Source organism: Sinorhizobium fredii USDA 205, from assembly GCF_001461695.1.
GTDB lineage: Bacteria > Pseudomonadota > Alphaproteobacteria > Rhizobiales > Rhizobiaceae > Sinorhizobium > Sinorhizobium fredii.
The window spans coordinates 59,320-74,252 of the sequence record NZ_AUTC01000001.1 but is presented as its reverse complement, the minus strand read 5'-3'; the positions used below and the strand labels follow the sequence as shown (position 1 = coordinate 74,252).

General features: G+C 65.3%; 11 protein-coding genes and 1 pseudogene. 7 read left to right on the top strand and 5 right to left on the bottom strand.

What is annotated here, in order from left to right; all coding sequences use genetic code 11:
- Window positions 1-155 precede the first annotated feature (155 nt).
- The 3 genes from N181_RS00335 to N181_RS00325 form a co-directional block, all read right to left on the bottom strand.
- On the bottom strand, window positions 156-923 hold the full coding sequence (locus tag N181_RS00335) for an isocitrate lyase/PEP mutase family protein (RefSeq protein ID WP_037391810.1): 768 nt from the start codon (window positions 921-923) through the stop codon (window positions 156-158).
- Entirely contained in the window at window positions 920-1,999 is a 1,080-nt protein-coding gene (locus tag N181_RS00330) for a bifunctional transcriptional activator/DNA repair enzyme AdaA (RefSeq protein ID WP_014327103.1), read from the bottom strand. Before N181_RS00330 ends, N181_RS00335 begins: the two co-directional genes overlap by 4 nt.
- A 69-nt stretch (window positions 2,000-2,068) precedes the next feature.
- Window positions 2,069-2,983: an EamA family transporter gene (locus N181_RS00325; RefSeq protein ID WP_014327102.1), complete on the bottom strand. Its 915-nt coding sequence runs from the start codon at window positions 2,981-2,983 to the stop codon at window positions 2,069-2,071.
- Between the two features lie 102 nt (window positions 2,984-3,085).
- Between N181_RS00325 and N181_RS00320 the strand changes: the two genes are divergently transcribed.
- Window positions 3,086-3,799: a pyrimidine 5'-nucleotidase gene (locus tag N181_RS00320; RefSeq protein ID WP_014327101.1), complete on the top strand. Its 714-nt coding sequence runs from the start codon at window positions 3,086-3,088 to the stop codon at window positions 3,797-3,799.
- A gap of 18 nt (window positions 3,800-3,817) precedes the next feature.
- On the opposite strand, the gene N181_RS00315 is transcribed toward N181_RS00320, so the two are convergent.
- On the bottom strand, window positions 3,818-4,717 hold the full coding sequence (locus N181_RS00315; RefSeq protein ID WP_014327100.1) for an LOG family protein: 900 nt from the start codon (window positions 4,715-4,717) through the stop codon (window positions 3,818-3,820).
- Window positions 4,718-5,021: 304 nt separating this feature from the next.
- On the opposite strand from N181_RS00315, the gene dapD reads away from it, so the two are divergent.
- The 3 genes from dapD to N181_RS00300 all read left to right on the top strand — a co-directional run bounded on the left by dapD (window position 5,022) and on the right by N181_RS00300 (window position 8,324).
- Window positions 5,022-5,879 (top strand): 2,3,4,5-tetrahydropyridine-2,6-dicarboxylate N-succinyltransferase, encoded by an 858-nt coding sequence (dapD, locus tag N181_RS00310; RefSeq protein WP_037391809.1) that lies wholly within the window; start codon window positions 5,022-5,024, stop codon window positions 5,877-5,879.
- Window positions 5,880-5,881: 2 nt separating this feature from the next.
- A complete protein-coding gene (locus N181_RS00305; RefSeq protein WP_037391807.1) occupies window positions 5,882-6,265 on the top strand; it encodes a DUF805 domain-containing protein in 384 nt (127 codons plus the stop codon).
- 157 nt (window positions 6,266-6,422) lie between these two features.
- Window positions 6,423-8,324, top strand: coding sequence for a DEAD/DEAH box helicase (locus N181_RS00300; protein WP_037391806.1), 1,902 nt, complete (start codon window positions 6,423-6,425; stop codon window positions 8,322-8,324).
- A 29-nt stretch (window positions 8,325-8,353) separates the two neighbouring features.
- Here the strand turns inward: N181_RS00300 and N181_RS00295 are convergent.
- Window positions 8,354-9,264: pseudogene (locus N181_RS00295) on the bottom strand (LysR family transcriptional regulator).
- Between the two features lie 136 nt (window positions 9,265-9,400).
- On the opposite strand from N181_RS00295, the gene N181_RS00290 reads away from it, so the two are divergent.
- The 3 genes from N181_RS00290 (at window position 9,401) to N181_RS00280 (ending at window position 14,778) form a co-directional block, all read left to right on the top strand.
- Window positions 9,401-10,216 carry an alpha/beta hydrolase gene (locus tag N181_RS00290; RefSeq protein ID WP_037391805.1) on the top strand — a complete coding sequence of 272 codons (816 nt, stop codon included), beginning with the start codon at window positions 9,401-9,403 and terminating at the stop codon, window positions 10,214-10,216.
- A 41-nt stretch (window positions 10,217-10,257) separates the two neighbouring features.
- Window positions 10,258-11,463 (top strand): efflux RND transporter periplasmic adaptor subunit, encoded by a 1,206-nt coding sequence (locus N181_RS00285; RefSeq protein WP_014327094.1) that lies wholly within the window; start codon window positions 10,258-10,260, stop codon window positions 11,461-11,463.
- Between the two features lie 129 nt (window positions 11,464-11,592).
- Window positions 11,593-14,778 (top strand): efflux RND transporter permease subunit, encoded by a 3,186-nt coding sequence (locus tag N181_RS00280; RefSeq protein ID WP_037391803.1) that lies wholly within the window; start codon window positions 11,593-11,595, stop codon window positions 14,776-14,778.
- The last annotated feature ends 155 nt before the right edge of the window (window positions 14,779-14,933 follow it).

Genomic DNA, 14,933 nt, shown 5'->3' with positions numbered 1-14,933 from the left:
ACGGCCCCACGTCGCTCTCCTGCTCAAGTTGCCCCTCACCCTAACCCTCTCCCCGCGCGCGGGGAGAGGGTTAGGGTGAGGCGGCGCGGCATACGCCTTCTCCCCGCCTGCGGGGAGAAGGTCGCGGCAGCGGGATGAGCAAACTCTCCCGCCAGTTACTTCCCGTAAACCTTCTCCGCCTCGCCCTTGAGCCACGCGGTCATTGCCCGATAGGGGAACGGGCCGTAGCTGACGCGGCCGACGCCGGCGGCGGCAAGCGTAGCCAGATCCGGCGCACCCGGCTTCATCATCACGTTCACCGGCAAAGGCGATGCGGCACAGAGCTTGCCGATCAGTTCGGCATCGGCGAGCCCCGGCGCGAAGAAACCGCTTGCCCCGGCTCCCGCATAGGCCTTGGCGCGGGCGAGCGCATCGTGCAGCAGACCCTGATGGCGTGCCGCGTCGCTTTCCTGCAGGAACAGGTCGGTACGGGCATTGATGAAGAGCGGCACGTTCTGGCGTTCCGCCATCTCGCGGATCGCCCGGATGCGGGCCGCCTGCTTGCCGACCGGGTGGACGCCGCCCTTGCCGACGACCTGATCCTCGAAGTTGATGCCGATCGCGCCGGCATCGATCAGCTGCGCCACATTGGCCGCTCCCTGGGCCGGGTCCTCCGAATAGGCGCCCTCGAAATCGACCGATAGCGGCAGGTCGGTCGACGCGGCGATCTCGCGGGCGACCTCGACCAGCACTTGCAGCGGGATCTTCTGCCCATCGCCAAAGCCGTGCGCGGCCGCCACCGACCAGCTTCCGGTGGCGAGCGCCTTGGCGCCGGCCTCGGCCACGCAGCGAGCGCTGCCGGCGTCCCAGATATTGTAAAGCACGATCGGGTCGCCCTTGCGGTGCAGCGCCTCAAAGGCGCGCGCCCTTTCCTCCTGGTTCATCGCATCTCCTCCGTAAACAGGCCGACAGGTCTCATCTTGCCCTCGTGCCGAAGCAGCCATTGCTTTCGCTCCAGGCCGCCGCCATACCCCGTCAACGATCCGTCCGCCCCGATGCAGCGGTGACACGGGACGACGATCGCAATGCGGTTGGCGCCATTCGCCCTGGCAACGGCACGCACCGTGCCGATGGTAGCGACTTCTCGCGCGATGTCGCTATAGGATCGCGTCTCGCCGATCGGTATTTGCATGAGCCTTGCCCATACCTGCCGCTCGAAGGCGCTGCCATCGAGAGCAAGGGGCGTCAGAAATTCAACGGGCTGGCCGGCGAAATAGGCTTTGAGTTCGGCGTCGATCTGCTCGATCGGCGGGGTCCTGCCCGGCACGACGGCCGATCGCGCCGTTTGTTTCAGCCTCTCCAATTCGGCCGGCAGCGCCTTGCGATCATGGAACTCGAGCAAGTGCAGATGCGTCTGGTCGGCAACCGCGACCATCGGCCCGAGCGGCGTGTCGATCCAGTCGGCAAAGAGCAGTTCTCGGCCTTGCGCCTTCACCGGCGCCGCGCCGATCAGCCGCGCGAAAGCGGCGCGGAAGCCGCTTGGCGATTCGTAGCCCGCGTCGACCTGCGCCGCGATGACGCTCGCGCCGGCCGAAAGCTGCCGGGCCGCCTCTCCCATGCGCCGCTGCCGGGCCAGGTCGAGAAAGGTGAGGCCGAGGCTCCGCTTGAAGGCGCGGCGCACGGTCGACGGATCGAGCCCGCGCCGCACCAGGTCGTCTTCGGTCCAGCGCCGATCCGGATCGCGATCGAGGAGCTTCAGCAGTTGGTCGACAAGCGGCTCCTTGCCGGAAACCTGGGCCAGCGGCCGGCATCGCTGGCAGGGCCTAAAGCCGGAATTGATGCAAGCTGCGATGCTGTCGAAGAACAGGGTGTTTTCCCGTTTCGGCTTGCGCGCCGGACAGGAGAGCCGGCAGAAGATGCCCGTGCTCTTGACGCAGACGAAGGCCTGGCCCTCATAGTCGGAACTGCGGGCCAGAAGCGCATCGTAAAGGATCTCGTCGTTCGGCAAATCGAAAAGCATGCCAACTTGTAGCACCCGGTGATTGAATCGTCCGCCGAAATTCGGGCGCCTATTTTTGGAATCCGCCGTCTAGAGGACAAGCAGCATCACGACGCCGAGCACGATCAGCAGGCAGCCGAACAATTCCAGACGATTGATCCATTCGCGGAACACGAAGAAGGACGAGGCGAAGGTGAAGAGCATCTCTACCTGCGCCACCACCTTGACGATCGCCGCCTGCTGCAGCGTCATTGCCATGAACCAGCCGAAGGACGCGGACGAACCGACGAAGCCGACAATGAAAGCGGGCTTCCAGGCCGCACCGATGCGCTTCAGCTCATCGGGTTCGCGTGCGACGATCCAAAGGAGCATGACTGCGGTCTGGAGCAGGATGACGAATCCGAGCGTGAAGCTCGCCTGCATCATGTAGTCCGGCGTCGGCAGGCTGGATGCCAGCGCCAGCGAGGCGGAACGGTAGGAAACCGCGGAGAGCCCGAAGAAGGTGCCGGAGAGCAGGCCGATCGCGGCCGTCCGGCTGAAGACCGAGGTCAGCAGCGAGCGGGGGCTGAGCGTCGTGCGGGCAACGGAAATCAGCATGACCCCGACGACCGAGATGGCGATCGCCACGAGCGTCCCCTGGCTTGCTTTTTCACCGAGGAAGATCAGCCCGAAGAGCGCCGCCTGGGCAGGTTCGGTGCGGGAATAGGCGGTACCGACGGCGAAGTTGCGGAAGGAGAACAGGTGCACGAGCAGGAATGTCGCGGCGATCTGCGCCATGCCGCCGACGGCAGCCCAGAGGAAGAAGGTCGCGTTCGGCACCGGCAGCGGATGACCGGCCACGCGCCAGAGCAGCAGGAGATAGAGGAGCGCGAAGGGCAGTCCGAAGCCGAAGCGCACGAAGGTGGCGCCGGTCGTCCCCATGGCACCCTTCAGGTGCTTCTGCATGGAGGAGCGGATATTCTGCAGAAAGGCGGCCGCGACGGTGATGAGAACCCAGGTTTCCATCCTTGCCGGCTAGCACGCGCCGGGGCGACAATCCATCGGCACGCGGATGAGCGGTGAAATAAATCCGTTTTCCTCGCCGGCGCGCCATGTCATAAGGCGGCCATGAAAAAGCTCGACCGCCTGCCGACCCGCGAAGAATTTGCCCATGTCACCGACTGGGTCTTCGATCTCGACAACACGCTTTACCCGCATCACGTCAATCTCTTCGCGCAGATCGACAAAAACATGACGGCCTATGTGGCCGAACTCCTGTCGCTCGAGCCGGCGGAGGCGAAAAAGCTGCAGAAGGAATATTACCGCGATCACGGTACCACCCTGCAGGGCCTGATGATCCACCACGGCATCGACCCGAACGATTTTCTCGAAAGGGCGCATGCGATCGACTACAGCGTCGTGCCGGCCAATCCCGATCTCGGCGATGCGATCAGGGCCCTGCCCGGCCGCAAGTTCATTTTCACCAACGGCAGCGTCGCCCATGCGGAGATGACGGCGCGCGCGCTCGGCATTCTCGACCATTTCGACGACATCTTCGACATCGTCGCGGCCGACTATGTGCCGAAGCCGGCCGGCGACACCTATGACAAATTCATGAGCCTGCACCGCGTCGACACGCAGCATGCGGCGATGTTCGAGGACCTGCCGCGCAACCTGCTGGTGCCGAAGGCGCTCGGCATGAAGACGATCCTCCTGGTGCCGCGCAATCTCGAATATGAATTCGCGGAAGCCTGGGAGACGTCCAGCGACGCGGATGAGCAGATCGACTACGTCACCGAGGATCTGGCCGGCTTCCTGCGCCGCGTCGTGGCCCGGGTGTAACGGGCACGCCCGACAAGCCTACCGCCTGCCCGTGGCCATCGGTACGGCGCGCGGATCCACCGTTTCGTAGAAGCGGGCGATGATCTCCCATGCCTCTTCGGCGGTATCGACGAAATGCACGAGGTCGATATCGTTCGGCGCGATCGTGCCGAATTCGGCCAGCGCCTCAAAATTGATGATCGAGCGCCAGAACTTCTCGCCAAAGAGGACCAGCGGCACGAGCGCCAGGCGGCCGGTCTGCATCAGTGTCATGGTCTCGAACAGCTCATCGAGCGTCCCGAAGCCGCCCGGGAAGACCGCCACCGCCTTGGCGCGCAGCAGGAAATGCATCTTGCGGATCGCGAAATAGTGGAAGTTGAACGACAGTTCGGGCGTGACGTAGCTGTTCGGCGCCTGCTCGTGCGGCAGAACGATGTTGAGGCCGATCGACGGCGCGCCGACGTCCGCGGCGCCGCGGTTTCCCGCTTCCATGACGCCCGGCCCGCCGCCGGTGACAATCACATATTCCTTGTGGCCGAGCTTGGCGGATTGCTCGGAACAGAGCCGCGCGAACTTGCGGGCTTCGTCATAGTAGACCGAAGCGGCTTCCAGGTTCTTGCGCTGCGTCTCGTTCTTCGCCGCCCAGGCGTCGCCGCCCGGTTCGGGAATGCGCGCGCCGCCGAACATGACGACGGTCGAGTTGATGCCGCGCTCCTCGAGCATCATCTCCGTCTTCAGGAGTTCGAGCTGCAGGCGAACCGGCCGCAGTTCCTCGCGGCAGAGGAAATCGTCGTCGATATAGGCAAGCCGATAGGTTGGAGAGGCCGATTGGGGCGTCACAGGAACGGTCGAGGCGCGCTGCCTGCTTTGCGCGCTGTCTGCCAGCGGATCCCAGACCCCGCCCTTGCCGCGCAAGCTGCGCTTCTTCATGCGTCCCATATGCCTTCGTCCCGTCGCGTTCCGGACAGCCGGCATCTCGTCCGGACATGCCCATTCCTGTGCTCGTCAGTCATAAGTGCGTCTCTCTGCCGGAAACGGGAGGGCTTGCCAAGTCCCCCGTTTGGAGAGCGGGCCGAAAGGCCGTTCAACTTTCAGAGCCAGGCGCCGCGGCAACACGCCTCTTTCGGTCGCAAGCGGTCGCCGCGACCCACTGAAATGCCGGCCGATTCCGTCCTTTAATCGGTTCCGATTCGAGGAATTATGCAGTAGAGCTTGCTGGACAACGCGAACTTAAGGAAATCCGATGACGAACCACGACCTCGCCTCCCTGTCGCAGACGATCGAGACCGCCTTCGAAGATCGCGAGGCCGTCGGCACCAGCACACGCGGCGCGATTCGCGATGCGGTGGAGGCGGCGCTAAACCTGCTCGACAGCGGCAAGGTGCGCGTCGCCGAACGCGGTTCCGACGGCACCTGGACCGTCAACCAGTGGCTCAAGAAGGCCGTGCTTCTCTCCTTCCGGCTGAACCCGATGGAACTCGTCAAGGGCGGTCCGGGCGAGTCGGTCTGGTGGGACAAGGTCGCCTCCAAGTTCGACGGCTGGAGCGTCAACGAGTTCGAGAAGGCCGGCTTCCGCGCCGTGCCGAACTGCGTCGTGCGCCGTTCCGCCTATATCGCCCCCAACGCCATCCTGATGCCTTCCTTCGTCAATCTCGGCGCCTATGTCGGCGAGGGAACGATGGTCGACACCTGGGCAACCGTCGGTTCCTGCGCGCAGATCGGCAGGAACGTGCATCTTTCGGGCGGCGTCGGCATCGGCGGCGTCTTGGAGCCGATGCAGGCCGGCCCGACCATCATCGAGGACAATTGCTTCATCGGCGCCCGCTCCGAAGTGGTCGAGGGCTGCATCGTCCGCGAGGGCTCGGTCCTCGGCATGGGCGTCTTCATCGGCAAGTCGACGAAGATCGTCGACCGCTCCACCGGCGAAGTGACCTATGGCGAAGTGCCGCCCTATTCCGTCGTCGTCGCCGGCTCCATGCCGTCCGGCTCAACCATGGCCAACGGCCAGCCGGCGCCGAACCTCTATTGCGCCGTCATCGTCAAGCGGGTCGACGAGAAGACGCGTTCCAAGACGGGCATCAACGAACTGCTCCGGGATTGATCATGGCCGAGGAGGGGCGGCAGCCGAGCATGACCTGGCTGTTCTTCAGCCCCTCCGGCCGGATCGGTCGCCTGCCCTTCTTTCTCTCCTGGCTGCTCTGGCTTGTCCTCGGCGGCATCATCCTGATGCAGATGCTGAAATACGAGGATCAGGACGCGGCGCTAGCGCTCTGGACGCTGGCGATGATCGGCTCCGGCGTCGCCTCGACCGTCTCCATCGCCATGCTGGCGATCAAGCGCCTGCATGATATCGGCTATCCCGGCCCTCTCGCGCTCTGCCTCTTCATCCCGGTGCTGAGCCCCATCGTCTTCATCGCGCTCTGTCTGTGGCCCGGTGCGCCGGGTGCCAACGAGTTCGGCGGGCGCCGCAACGGTCCCAGGCGCTGAGACCGCCCCGCCCCTGTACATTCGCTCTGCTAGCGCGTATGTAGCGCCCAAAATGAACAGGGCCGCGACGTTGGCCGCGGCTATCGACGCCTGATGACGACCCGATCCATGATCCGCTCGTCTGCCGGTGCGACGACCGAAATCCGAAAGACAGGACATGACAGAGTTCGAAGGGATCGCGCCCTCGATCGCCGAGGCGTTGGCGAAGCGCGGTTACAACACCCTGACACCGGTTCAGCAGGCGATGCTCGACCCGGCGCTTGAAGGCGCCGACGCACTGGTTTCGGCGCAGACCGGCTCCGGCAAGACCGTCGCCTTCGGCCTGGCGCTCGGGCCGACATTGCTCGGCCCCGCAAGGCAATTCGATGCACCGGGCGCGCCGCTGGCGCTCGTCATCGCGCCGACGCGCGAACTGGCGCTGCAGGTCAAGCGCGAGCTCGAATGGCTCTACGAGATGACCGGGGCAACGATCGCGTCCTGCGTCGGCGGCATGGATATCCGCAGCGAGCGGCGCGCGCTGGAACGCGGCGCCCATATCGTCGTCGGCACGCCGGGCCGGCTCTGCGACCATATCCGCCGCGACTCGCTCGACATCTCGGCGCTCCGCGCGATCGTCCTCGACGAGGCCGACGAGATGCTCGATCTCGGCTTCCGCGAGGATCTGGAATTCATCCTCGAAGCGTCGCCGGACGACCGCCGGACGCTGATGTTCTCGGCAACCGTGCCGCGCTCGATCGCGACGCTCGCCAAGAACTACCAGCGCGACGCCGTCCGCATCGGGCTTGCCTCCGAACAGAAGCAGCACGGCGACATCGAATACCGGGCCCTTCTCGTCGCGCCGAGCGACCGGGAAAACGCCATCATCAACGTGCTGCGCTACTATGACGCCCGCAATGCGATCGTCTTCTGCTCGACCCGTGCCGCGGTGAACCACCTGACGGCCCGCTTCAACAACCGCGGCTTCTCGGTCGTAGCGCTCTCGGGCGAACTCAGCCAGAACGAACGCAATCATGCGCTGCAGGCGATGCGCGACGGCCGCGCTCGCGTCTGCATTGCCACCGACGTGGCGGCGCGCGGCATCGACCTGCCGGGCCTCGAGCTCGTCATCCATGCCGACCCGCCGACCAATCCGGACACGCTGCTGCATCGCAGCGGCCGCACCGGTCGCGCCGGCCAGAAGGGCGTCAGCGCGTTGATCGTGCCGGTCAATCAGCGGCGGAAAGCGGAGCGACTGCTTGATGGCGCCCGCATCACCGCTGCCTGGGCCAAGCCGCCGTCGGCAGAGGACGTGACAAGCCGCGACGACGAGCGTCTCATCGCCGATGCGGCCTTCGACGAGCCGTTGCGCGACGACGAGCAGGCGATCGTCCAGACGCTGATCGAGCGCCATGGCGCCGAGAAACTGGCCGCCGCCTTCGTGCGGCAGTTCCGGTCGCGCCGTTCCGCTCCCGAGGAGCTTTCCGACGTCCCCCTTTCCGACGACCGCAAGAAAGGCCGCCGCGACGGCCCGGCTTTCACCGGCGACAGCGGCCCGGCGCCGCGCGCGGACTTTACCGACGGCCAATGGTTCTCGCTCTCCGTCGGGCGCAAACAGAATGCCGAGCCGCGCTGGCTGATCCCGATGCTCTGCCGCCATGGCAAGCTCAGCAAACGCGACATCGGCGCGATTCGCATGCAGCCGGAGGAAACCTATGTCGAACTGACGGCCGACGGCGCCGAGCGCTTCCTCGCGGCGATCGGCCCGAACCGGACGCTGGAAAAGGGCATTCGCGTCAAGACGCTGCCAGGCACCCCGGACGGCTCGCAGCCGCGCGACGACAAGCAAGAATTCGCGAAAAAGCGGCCGCGGCCGGCAGAGACTGCGCCGGAGCGTGGCCAAAGAGATTTTCAGCCGAAACGCAAGTTCGAGAAGAAGCCTCCAGTCAGCCAGGACGCGCATCCGGAGAGGCGCGAGGAAAAGCCCTGGAGCCAGAAGAAGGGGAAGCCTGACGCACGGAAGACAGACGGCGACTTCAAGCCGAAAGCCAAGCGCAACAACGCCAAGAACCGGCAGGCTTAACCCATCATCCAGGCGAGTGAGCCCTCGAGCTACGCGCCATCGAGCTGCGACTGCGCGATCACCTTCACGACCCAGTCGGCAAAGACGCGCAGCCGGCTGCTCAAATGCCGGTTCGGCGGATAGACCAGGTAGACCGGCATCGGATCGACCTGCCAGTCGGGCAGCACTGGGACCATGGTGCCAGCGCGAAGGTCGTCGCGAACCATGAAGAACGGCGCCTGGATGACGCCCATTCCCGCCCGCGCGGCCGCGACATAGGTCGTCGCTTCGTTTGCCGCCACGGCATAGCGGCTATCGATCTCGATCTCCTCGTTCCCCCTTCGGAACTGGAAGCGCATCTGCTGACCCGACTTCGGCAGGAAGTAGCCGACGGCATGGCGATTCTTCTCAAGGTCGGATGGATGTTGCGGATAGGGTGCCTCTCGAGGAAGTCGCGCGAGGCACAGGTGATGAATTTCATCTCCGTGATGCGCCGGGCAATCAGCGACTGGTCCGTCAAGGTACCGCCACGGATGGCGCAATCGACGTTCTCGGCAAGATAGTCGATCGTGCGATCCGATACGCCGAGATCAATCTGTATATCCGGGTATTTCGCCTGAAATTCGGGCAATGCCGGAATGATGATCAGGTTGGCGAAGGCGCTCGCCGTCTCGACGCGCAGCCGACCCTTCGGCAGGCTCTGGGCGCTCGAGAGGCTGCCGTCTAGTTCGTCGATATCGGAAAGCAGGCGCGCGGCGCGTTCGTAGTAGAGCGCACCGTCCGGCGTCACCAGAACCCGCCGCGTCGTGCGGTTCAGCAGCTTGGTGCGAAGATGCGCCTCCAGCCCCTGGATGAGATTGGTGACGGTCGCCTTCGGCATGTTGAGCGAGACGGAGGCCCGGGTGAAGTTCCCGGTTTCCACCACCCGGAGGAACACGCGCATGGCCGTGAGCTGATCCATTTTCAATAGCCGATTGTTCGAAATATCGAATAGTGTAATCAAACCCGGCAGACTATTCCAAACGAAAGACAATGATATGCTGTGAACATCGCGGGTTGTCCCTCATCTAGGGATTCACCCATTGCCGAGGCAAGAGATGGGCACGCATTTTACCGAAGAGACGATGCAGACGGGCCAGGGCTCGTGCCGCGCGCGCGTCTACAAGGGTGCGTCGCTGCTCGCACCGCCGCCGGTCGTCTTGCATCTGCACGGTGGAAGCTTCACGGGAGATTCGGTTGCGGCCGGAGAGAAGGTCGCCAATGCACTTGCCGCTGCCGGTGCGGTCGTCATCTCGCCGGAATATCCGTCGGCCTGCCTGAACCCGTTTCCGGCGGCGCTCGACGCCGCCTATGCAATGCTTGCTTCGATGCGCAGCCGCTGCCCGCAGTTTGCGCACAAGAAGTCGCTGCTGTTCGTCGCCGGCGAAGAGGCGGGCGGCAACCTCGCCGCCGGCCTGGCGCTGATGGCGCGGGACCAGTTTCTGACCGACCTCAAGGGCCAGATCCTGCTGTCGCCGCTCCTCGACCCCTGCCTGGCGACGCCGTCGTTCCGCAAGTTCTGTCCGCAGGGCTCGGTGCAGTCGATCGCCGACGGCTGGCAGCAATATCTCGGCGAAGGCCGCGGCCTGACCCACCCTTACGCGGCGCCTGGCCATTGCACCCGGCTCGGCGGCCTCGTTCCGGCCCTGGTGATCACCAGCGAGGAATGTCCGATGCGCGACGAGGCCAAGGCCTATGCCGAGCGCCTGCGCGGTGCCGGCGTTCCGGTGGAGATGCACGTCCTGCCCGGCCGCGCCGCCTGGATCCCGGCCAATGCCGCGGCTCAGGAAAGCTGGCACGCGCCGGAAGAAACCATATCCGGCATTTTCTCCCGCTTCTTCCAGAAGGCGGGAGCGAGGGCCACACAGACGTAAGCATACATTAGGAGCCGGCTCCCGACCGGCAAGGAGAGACCATGACGTCGAGCGTTACTCGCCGCGCCCTTTGGGGCGCCGGCCTCAGCATTCTATTGTCAGTCGCCGGCGGAGGCGCCGTCCTACTCGGCCTCCCCGCTCACCTGCAGGCGGACGCGGCTACCGAAGCGTCACCTGCCGCACCGCCCGCCGTTCCGGTTTCCGTCGCCAAGGCGGAGACGCGCCGGATCACCACCTGGGAGAGTTTCTCGGGCCGACTGGAGGCGATCGAACGGGTCGAGGTTCGCCCCCGTGTCGGTGGCGCGATCCTCAGCGCCCATTTCCGCGAGGGTTCCCTCGTCGAGAAGGGTGCCCTACTGGTGACCATCGACCCCGAGCCCTATGCGGCCGCAGTCGAGCGGGCCGAAGCCGAGGTCGCCGCGGCAGAGGCGCGGGTGGCACTCGCCAAGACCGAGCTCGATCGCGCCCGCAAGCTGGTCAGTACCAGCGCCATCCCGCAGAGCGGGGTCGACCAGCGGCTCAGCGCCTATGACGAGGCGCAGGCGAATGTCCGTTCCGCCAAGGCGGCGCTGCGCTCCTCCCGCCTCGACCTGGGATATACCGAGGTGCGCGCTCCGATCGCCGGACGCGCCGGCAGGCTCGAGGTGACGGCCGGCAACCTTGTTTCCGCCGGTACGGCCTCGCCGGTGCTGACCACGCTCGTCTCGGTCGACCCGATCTATGCGAGCTTCAACGTCAACGAGGAAGTGGTCGCAGCGGCGCTCGCCAAGCTCTCCGCTTCGGCCGGCACCGATTCGATCGAGCGCATTCCCGTGCAGATCGGCACGGCCGCCGACGAGGGCACGCCGATCAGCGGCCATATCCAGCTGATCAACAACGAGGTGGATGCGGCAACCGGCACCATTCGTTTGCGGGCGGCGCTCGAAAACCCCGACGGCAGGCTAATCCCGGGCCAGTTTGTGCGGATCCGCATCGGCGATCCGGAGCCGGCAGAGAAGCTGGTGATCAGCGACCGTGCCATCGGCTCCGATCAGGATAAAAAATTCGTGCTGGTCGTCGGTTCGGACAACAAGGTCGAGTACCGGCAGGTGACGCTCGGGCCGACGTCAGACGGGATGCGGATCGTCGAAAGCGGCCTGAAGCCCGGCGAAAGCATCGTCGTGAACGGATTGCAGCGGGTGCGCCCCGGCGTCGTCGTCGCTCCGCAGCCGGCCGAGCAGGCGACTGCCTCGATCGCCAAACCATAGACAAGGCGCGCCCTGCCTCCCGTAGAGGCGGAGCGGCGGTAAGACATCCAACGGCATCAATCGGCTCGCGGCGGACATTTCCGCCGCAGACGCCCTTTGTTTGCCCGAAGTTCCCAAAGGGGGATCGTTATGAACTTCTCACGCTTTTTCGTCGACCGCCCGGTCTTCGCGGGCGTTCTCTCCGTGCTGATCTTCGTCGCCGGCCTGATCGGCATGACCGGCTTGCCGATCTCCGAGTACCCGGAGGTCGTGCCGCCGCAGATCGTCGTGCGCGCCCAATATCCGGGCGCCAACCCGTCCGTCATCGCCGAAACCGTCGCCACCCCGCTCGAGGAGCAGATCAACGGCGTCGAGGGCATGCTCTACATGCAGAGCCAGGCGACCGCCGACGGTTTGATGACGCTGACCGTCACCTTCGAGCTCGGCACCGATCCGGACCAGGCCCAGCAACTGGTGCAGAACCGCGTCGCACAGGCAGAACCGCGCCTGCCGGAAGAAGTGCGCCGCCTCGGCGTCACCACGGTGAAGAGTTCGCCGGACCTGACGCTCGTCGTGCACCTGATCTCGCCGAACGGCCAATATGACATCAACTATCTGCGCAACTACGGCGTCTTGAACGTCAAGGACCGGCTGGCCCGCGTCGAGGGCGTCGGCCAAGTACAGATCTTCGGCGGCGGCGACTATTCGATGCGCGTCTGGATCGACCCGGAAAAGGCCGCCGAACGGGGTCTCGCCGCAAGCGACATCGCCAACGCGATCCGCGGACAGAACGTCCAGGCCGCCGCCGGCGTCATCGGTGCGTCGCCCTCCGTGGCCGGCCTCGACCTGCAGCTCTCCGTCAATGCGCAAGGGCGGCTGAGGACGCCGGAGGATTTTGCCGAGATCGTCGTCAAGTCCGGCGAAAATGGTGAGATCACCCGCCTCGGCGACGTCGCGCGTGTCGAGATGGGCGCCGCGGACTATTCGCTGCGCTCGCTGCTCGACAACAAGGCCGCCGTCGGCATGGGCGTCTTCCAGGCGCCCGGCTCAAACGCCATCCAGATCTCCGAAAACGTCCACAAGGCGATGGCCGAGCTGAAGCAGACCATGCCGGAAGGAGTCGACTACGAGATCGTCTATGACACGACGCAATTCGTCAGGGCGTCGATCGAGTCGGTGGTTCACACGCTCCTCGAAGCGATCGCGCTGGTCGTCCTCGTCGTCATCGTCTTCCTGCAGACCTGGCGGGCCTCGATCATCCCGCTCGTCGCGGTTCCCGTCTCGATCGTCGGCACCTTCGCGGTGATGTATGTCTTCGGCTTCTCGATCAATGCGCTGAGCCTCTTCGGCCTGGTGCTGGCGATCGGCATCGTCGTCGACGACGCGATCGTCGTCGTGGAAAACGTCGAGCGCAACATCGCGCAGGGTCTCTCGCCGGTACAGGCGACCTATCGCGCCATGCAGGAGGTCTCCGGCCCGATCATCGCGATCGCGCTGGTGCTGGTCGCCGTCTTCGTGCCGCTTGCCTTCATCACCGGGCTGACCGGGCAGTTCTACCGCCAGTTCGCGCTCACCATCGCGATCTCCACGGTGATCTCCGCCCTCAACTCGCTGACGCTGTCGCCGGCGCTGGCCGCCCTTCTCCTCAAGGACCACCACGCGCCGAAGGATCGTCTGACGCGCATCATGGACGCGCTGTTCGGCTGGTTCTTCCGCGGCTTCAACCGCTTCTTCGGGGCAAGTTCGGCAGCCTATGGCCGCGGCGTCGGCGGCATCCTGACGCGCAAGTCGCTGATCATGGGCCTCTATGTCATCCTCCTCGGCGTCACCTTCGCGCTGTTCCGCGCTGTTCCCGGCGGCTTCGTGCCGGCCCAGGACAAGCAGTATCTGATCGGTTTCGCGCAATTGCCGGACGCGGCGACGCTCGACCGCTCGGAGGACGTCATCCGGCGGATGAGCGACATCGCGCTGAAGCATCCGGGCGTCGAGCACGCCATCGCCTTCCCGGGCCTGTCGATCAACGGCTTCACCAACTCCTCGAACTCGGGCATCGTCTTCGTGTCGCTGAAGCCGTTCGAGGAACGCACGACGCCGGAACTCTCCGGCGGCGCGATCGCCATGCAGCTGAACCAGGAGTTCGGTGCCATCCAGGATGCGTTCATCGCCATGTTCCCGCCGCCGCCCGTCCAGGGCCTCGGCACGACCGGCGGCTTCAAGCTGCAGATCGAAGACAAGAACGGCCTCGGCTACCGGGCGCTCGACGATGCGGCCAAGGCCTTCCTGGCGCAGGCTGCACAGACGCCGGAACTGGCCGGGCTCTATTCGAGCTACCAGATCAACGTGCCGCAGCTCTATGCGGATCTCGATCGCGTCAAGGCGCGTCAGCTCGGCGTCGCCGTCACCGACGTGTTCGAGACGCTGCAGATCTATCTCGGCTCGCTCTACGTCAACGACTTCAACGCCTTCGGCCGCACCTACAGCGTGCGCATCCAGGCCGACGCGAACTATCGCAGCCATGCCGACGACATCGGCAAGCTGAAGGTCCGTTCGCAGTCGGGCGAGATGATCCCGCTGTCGGCGCTCTTGAAGGTCGAGCAGACGGTCGGCGCCGAGCGGGCGATCCGCTACAACGGCTTCCTCGCCGCAGACATCAATGGTGGGCCGGCACCGGGCTTCTCGTCCGGCCAGGCGCAGGAGGCAATAGAGCGGATCGCCGCCGAGACGCTGCCGCCCGGCATCAGCTACGAATGGACGGACCTCACCTACCAGCAGATCCTTGCCGGCAATTCGGGCATCCTGATCTTCCCGCTGGCACTGCTGCTCGTCTATCTGGTGCTTGCCGCCCAGTATGAGAGCCTGCTCTTACCGATCTCGATCATCCTGATCGTGCCGATGGGCATCATGGCGGCGCTCACCGGCGTGTGGCTGACCGGCGGTGACAACAACGTCTTCACGCAGATCGGCCTGATCGTGCTCGTGGGGCTATCGGCGAAGAACGCCATCCTGATCGTCGAGTTCGCCCGCGAGCTCGAACTCTCCGGCAAGAGCGCCGTCAGCGCCGCGATCGAGGCGAGCCGGCTCAGGCTCCGGCCGATCCTGATGACCTCGATGGCCTTCATCATGGGCGTCGTGCCGCTCGTCACCTCCACTGGCGCCGGTGCGGAGATGCGCTCGGCCATGGGCATTGCGGTGTTTGCCGGGATGATCGGCGTCACCGCCTTCGGCATCTTCATGACGCCGGTCTTCTACGTGCTGATCCGCAAGCTCTCCGGCGAGCGGCCGCTGAAGCACGCGGGCGGCCAGATCGAAGCACCGCATCTCGCCCCCGGCGAATAGCGGGCTGGCCGAAGCCAACATCCCAGCGGGCCGGACCATCGTCCAGCCCGCTCTCGTTTCAACGTCACTCCTCATCGGACGTGACAGCCGGGGGCCGATCGGATAAACCAGCAATCTCAGTTCCTTGGCCCACCGGCTCCGCAGGCATTCCGCTC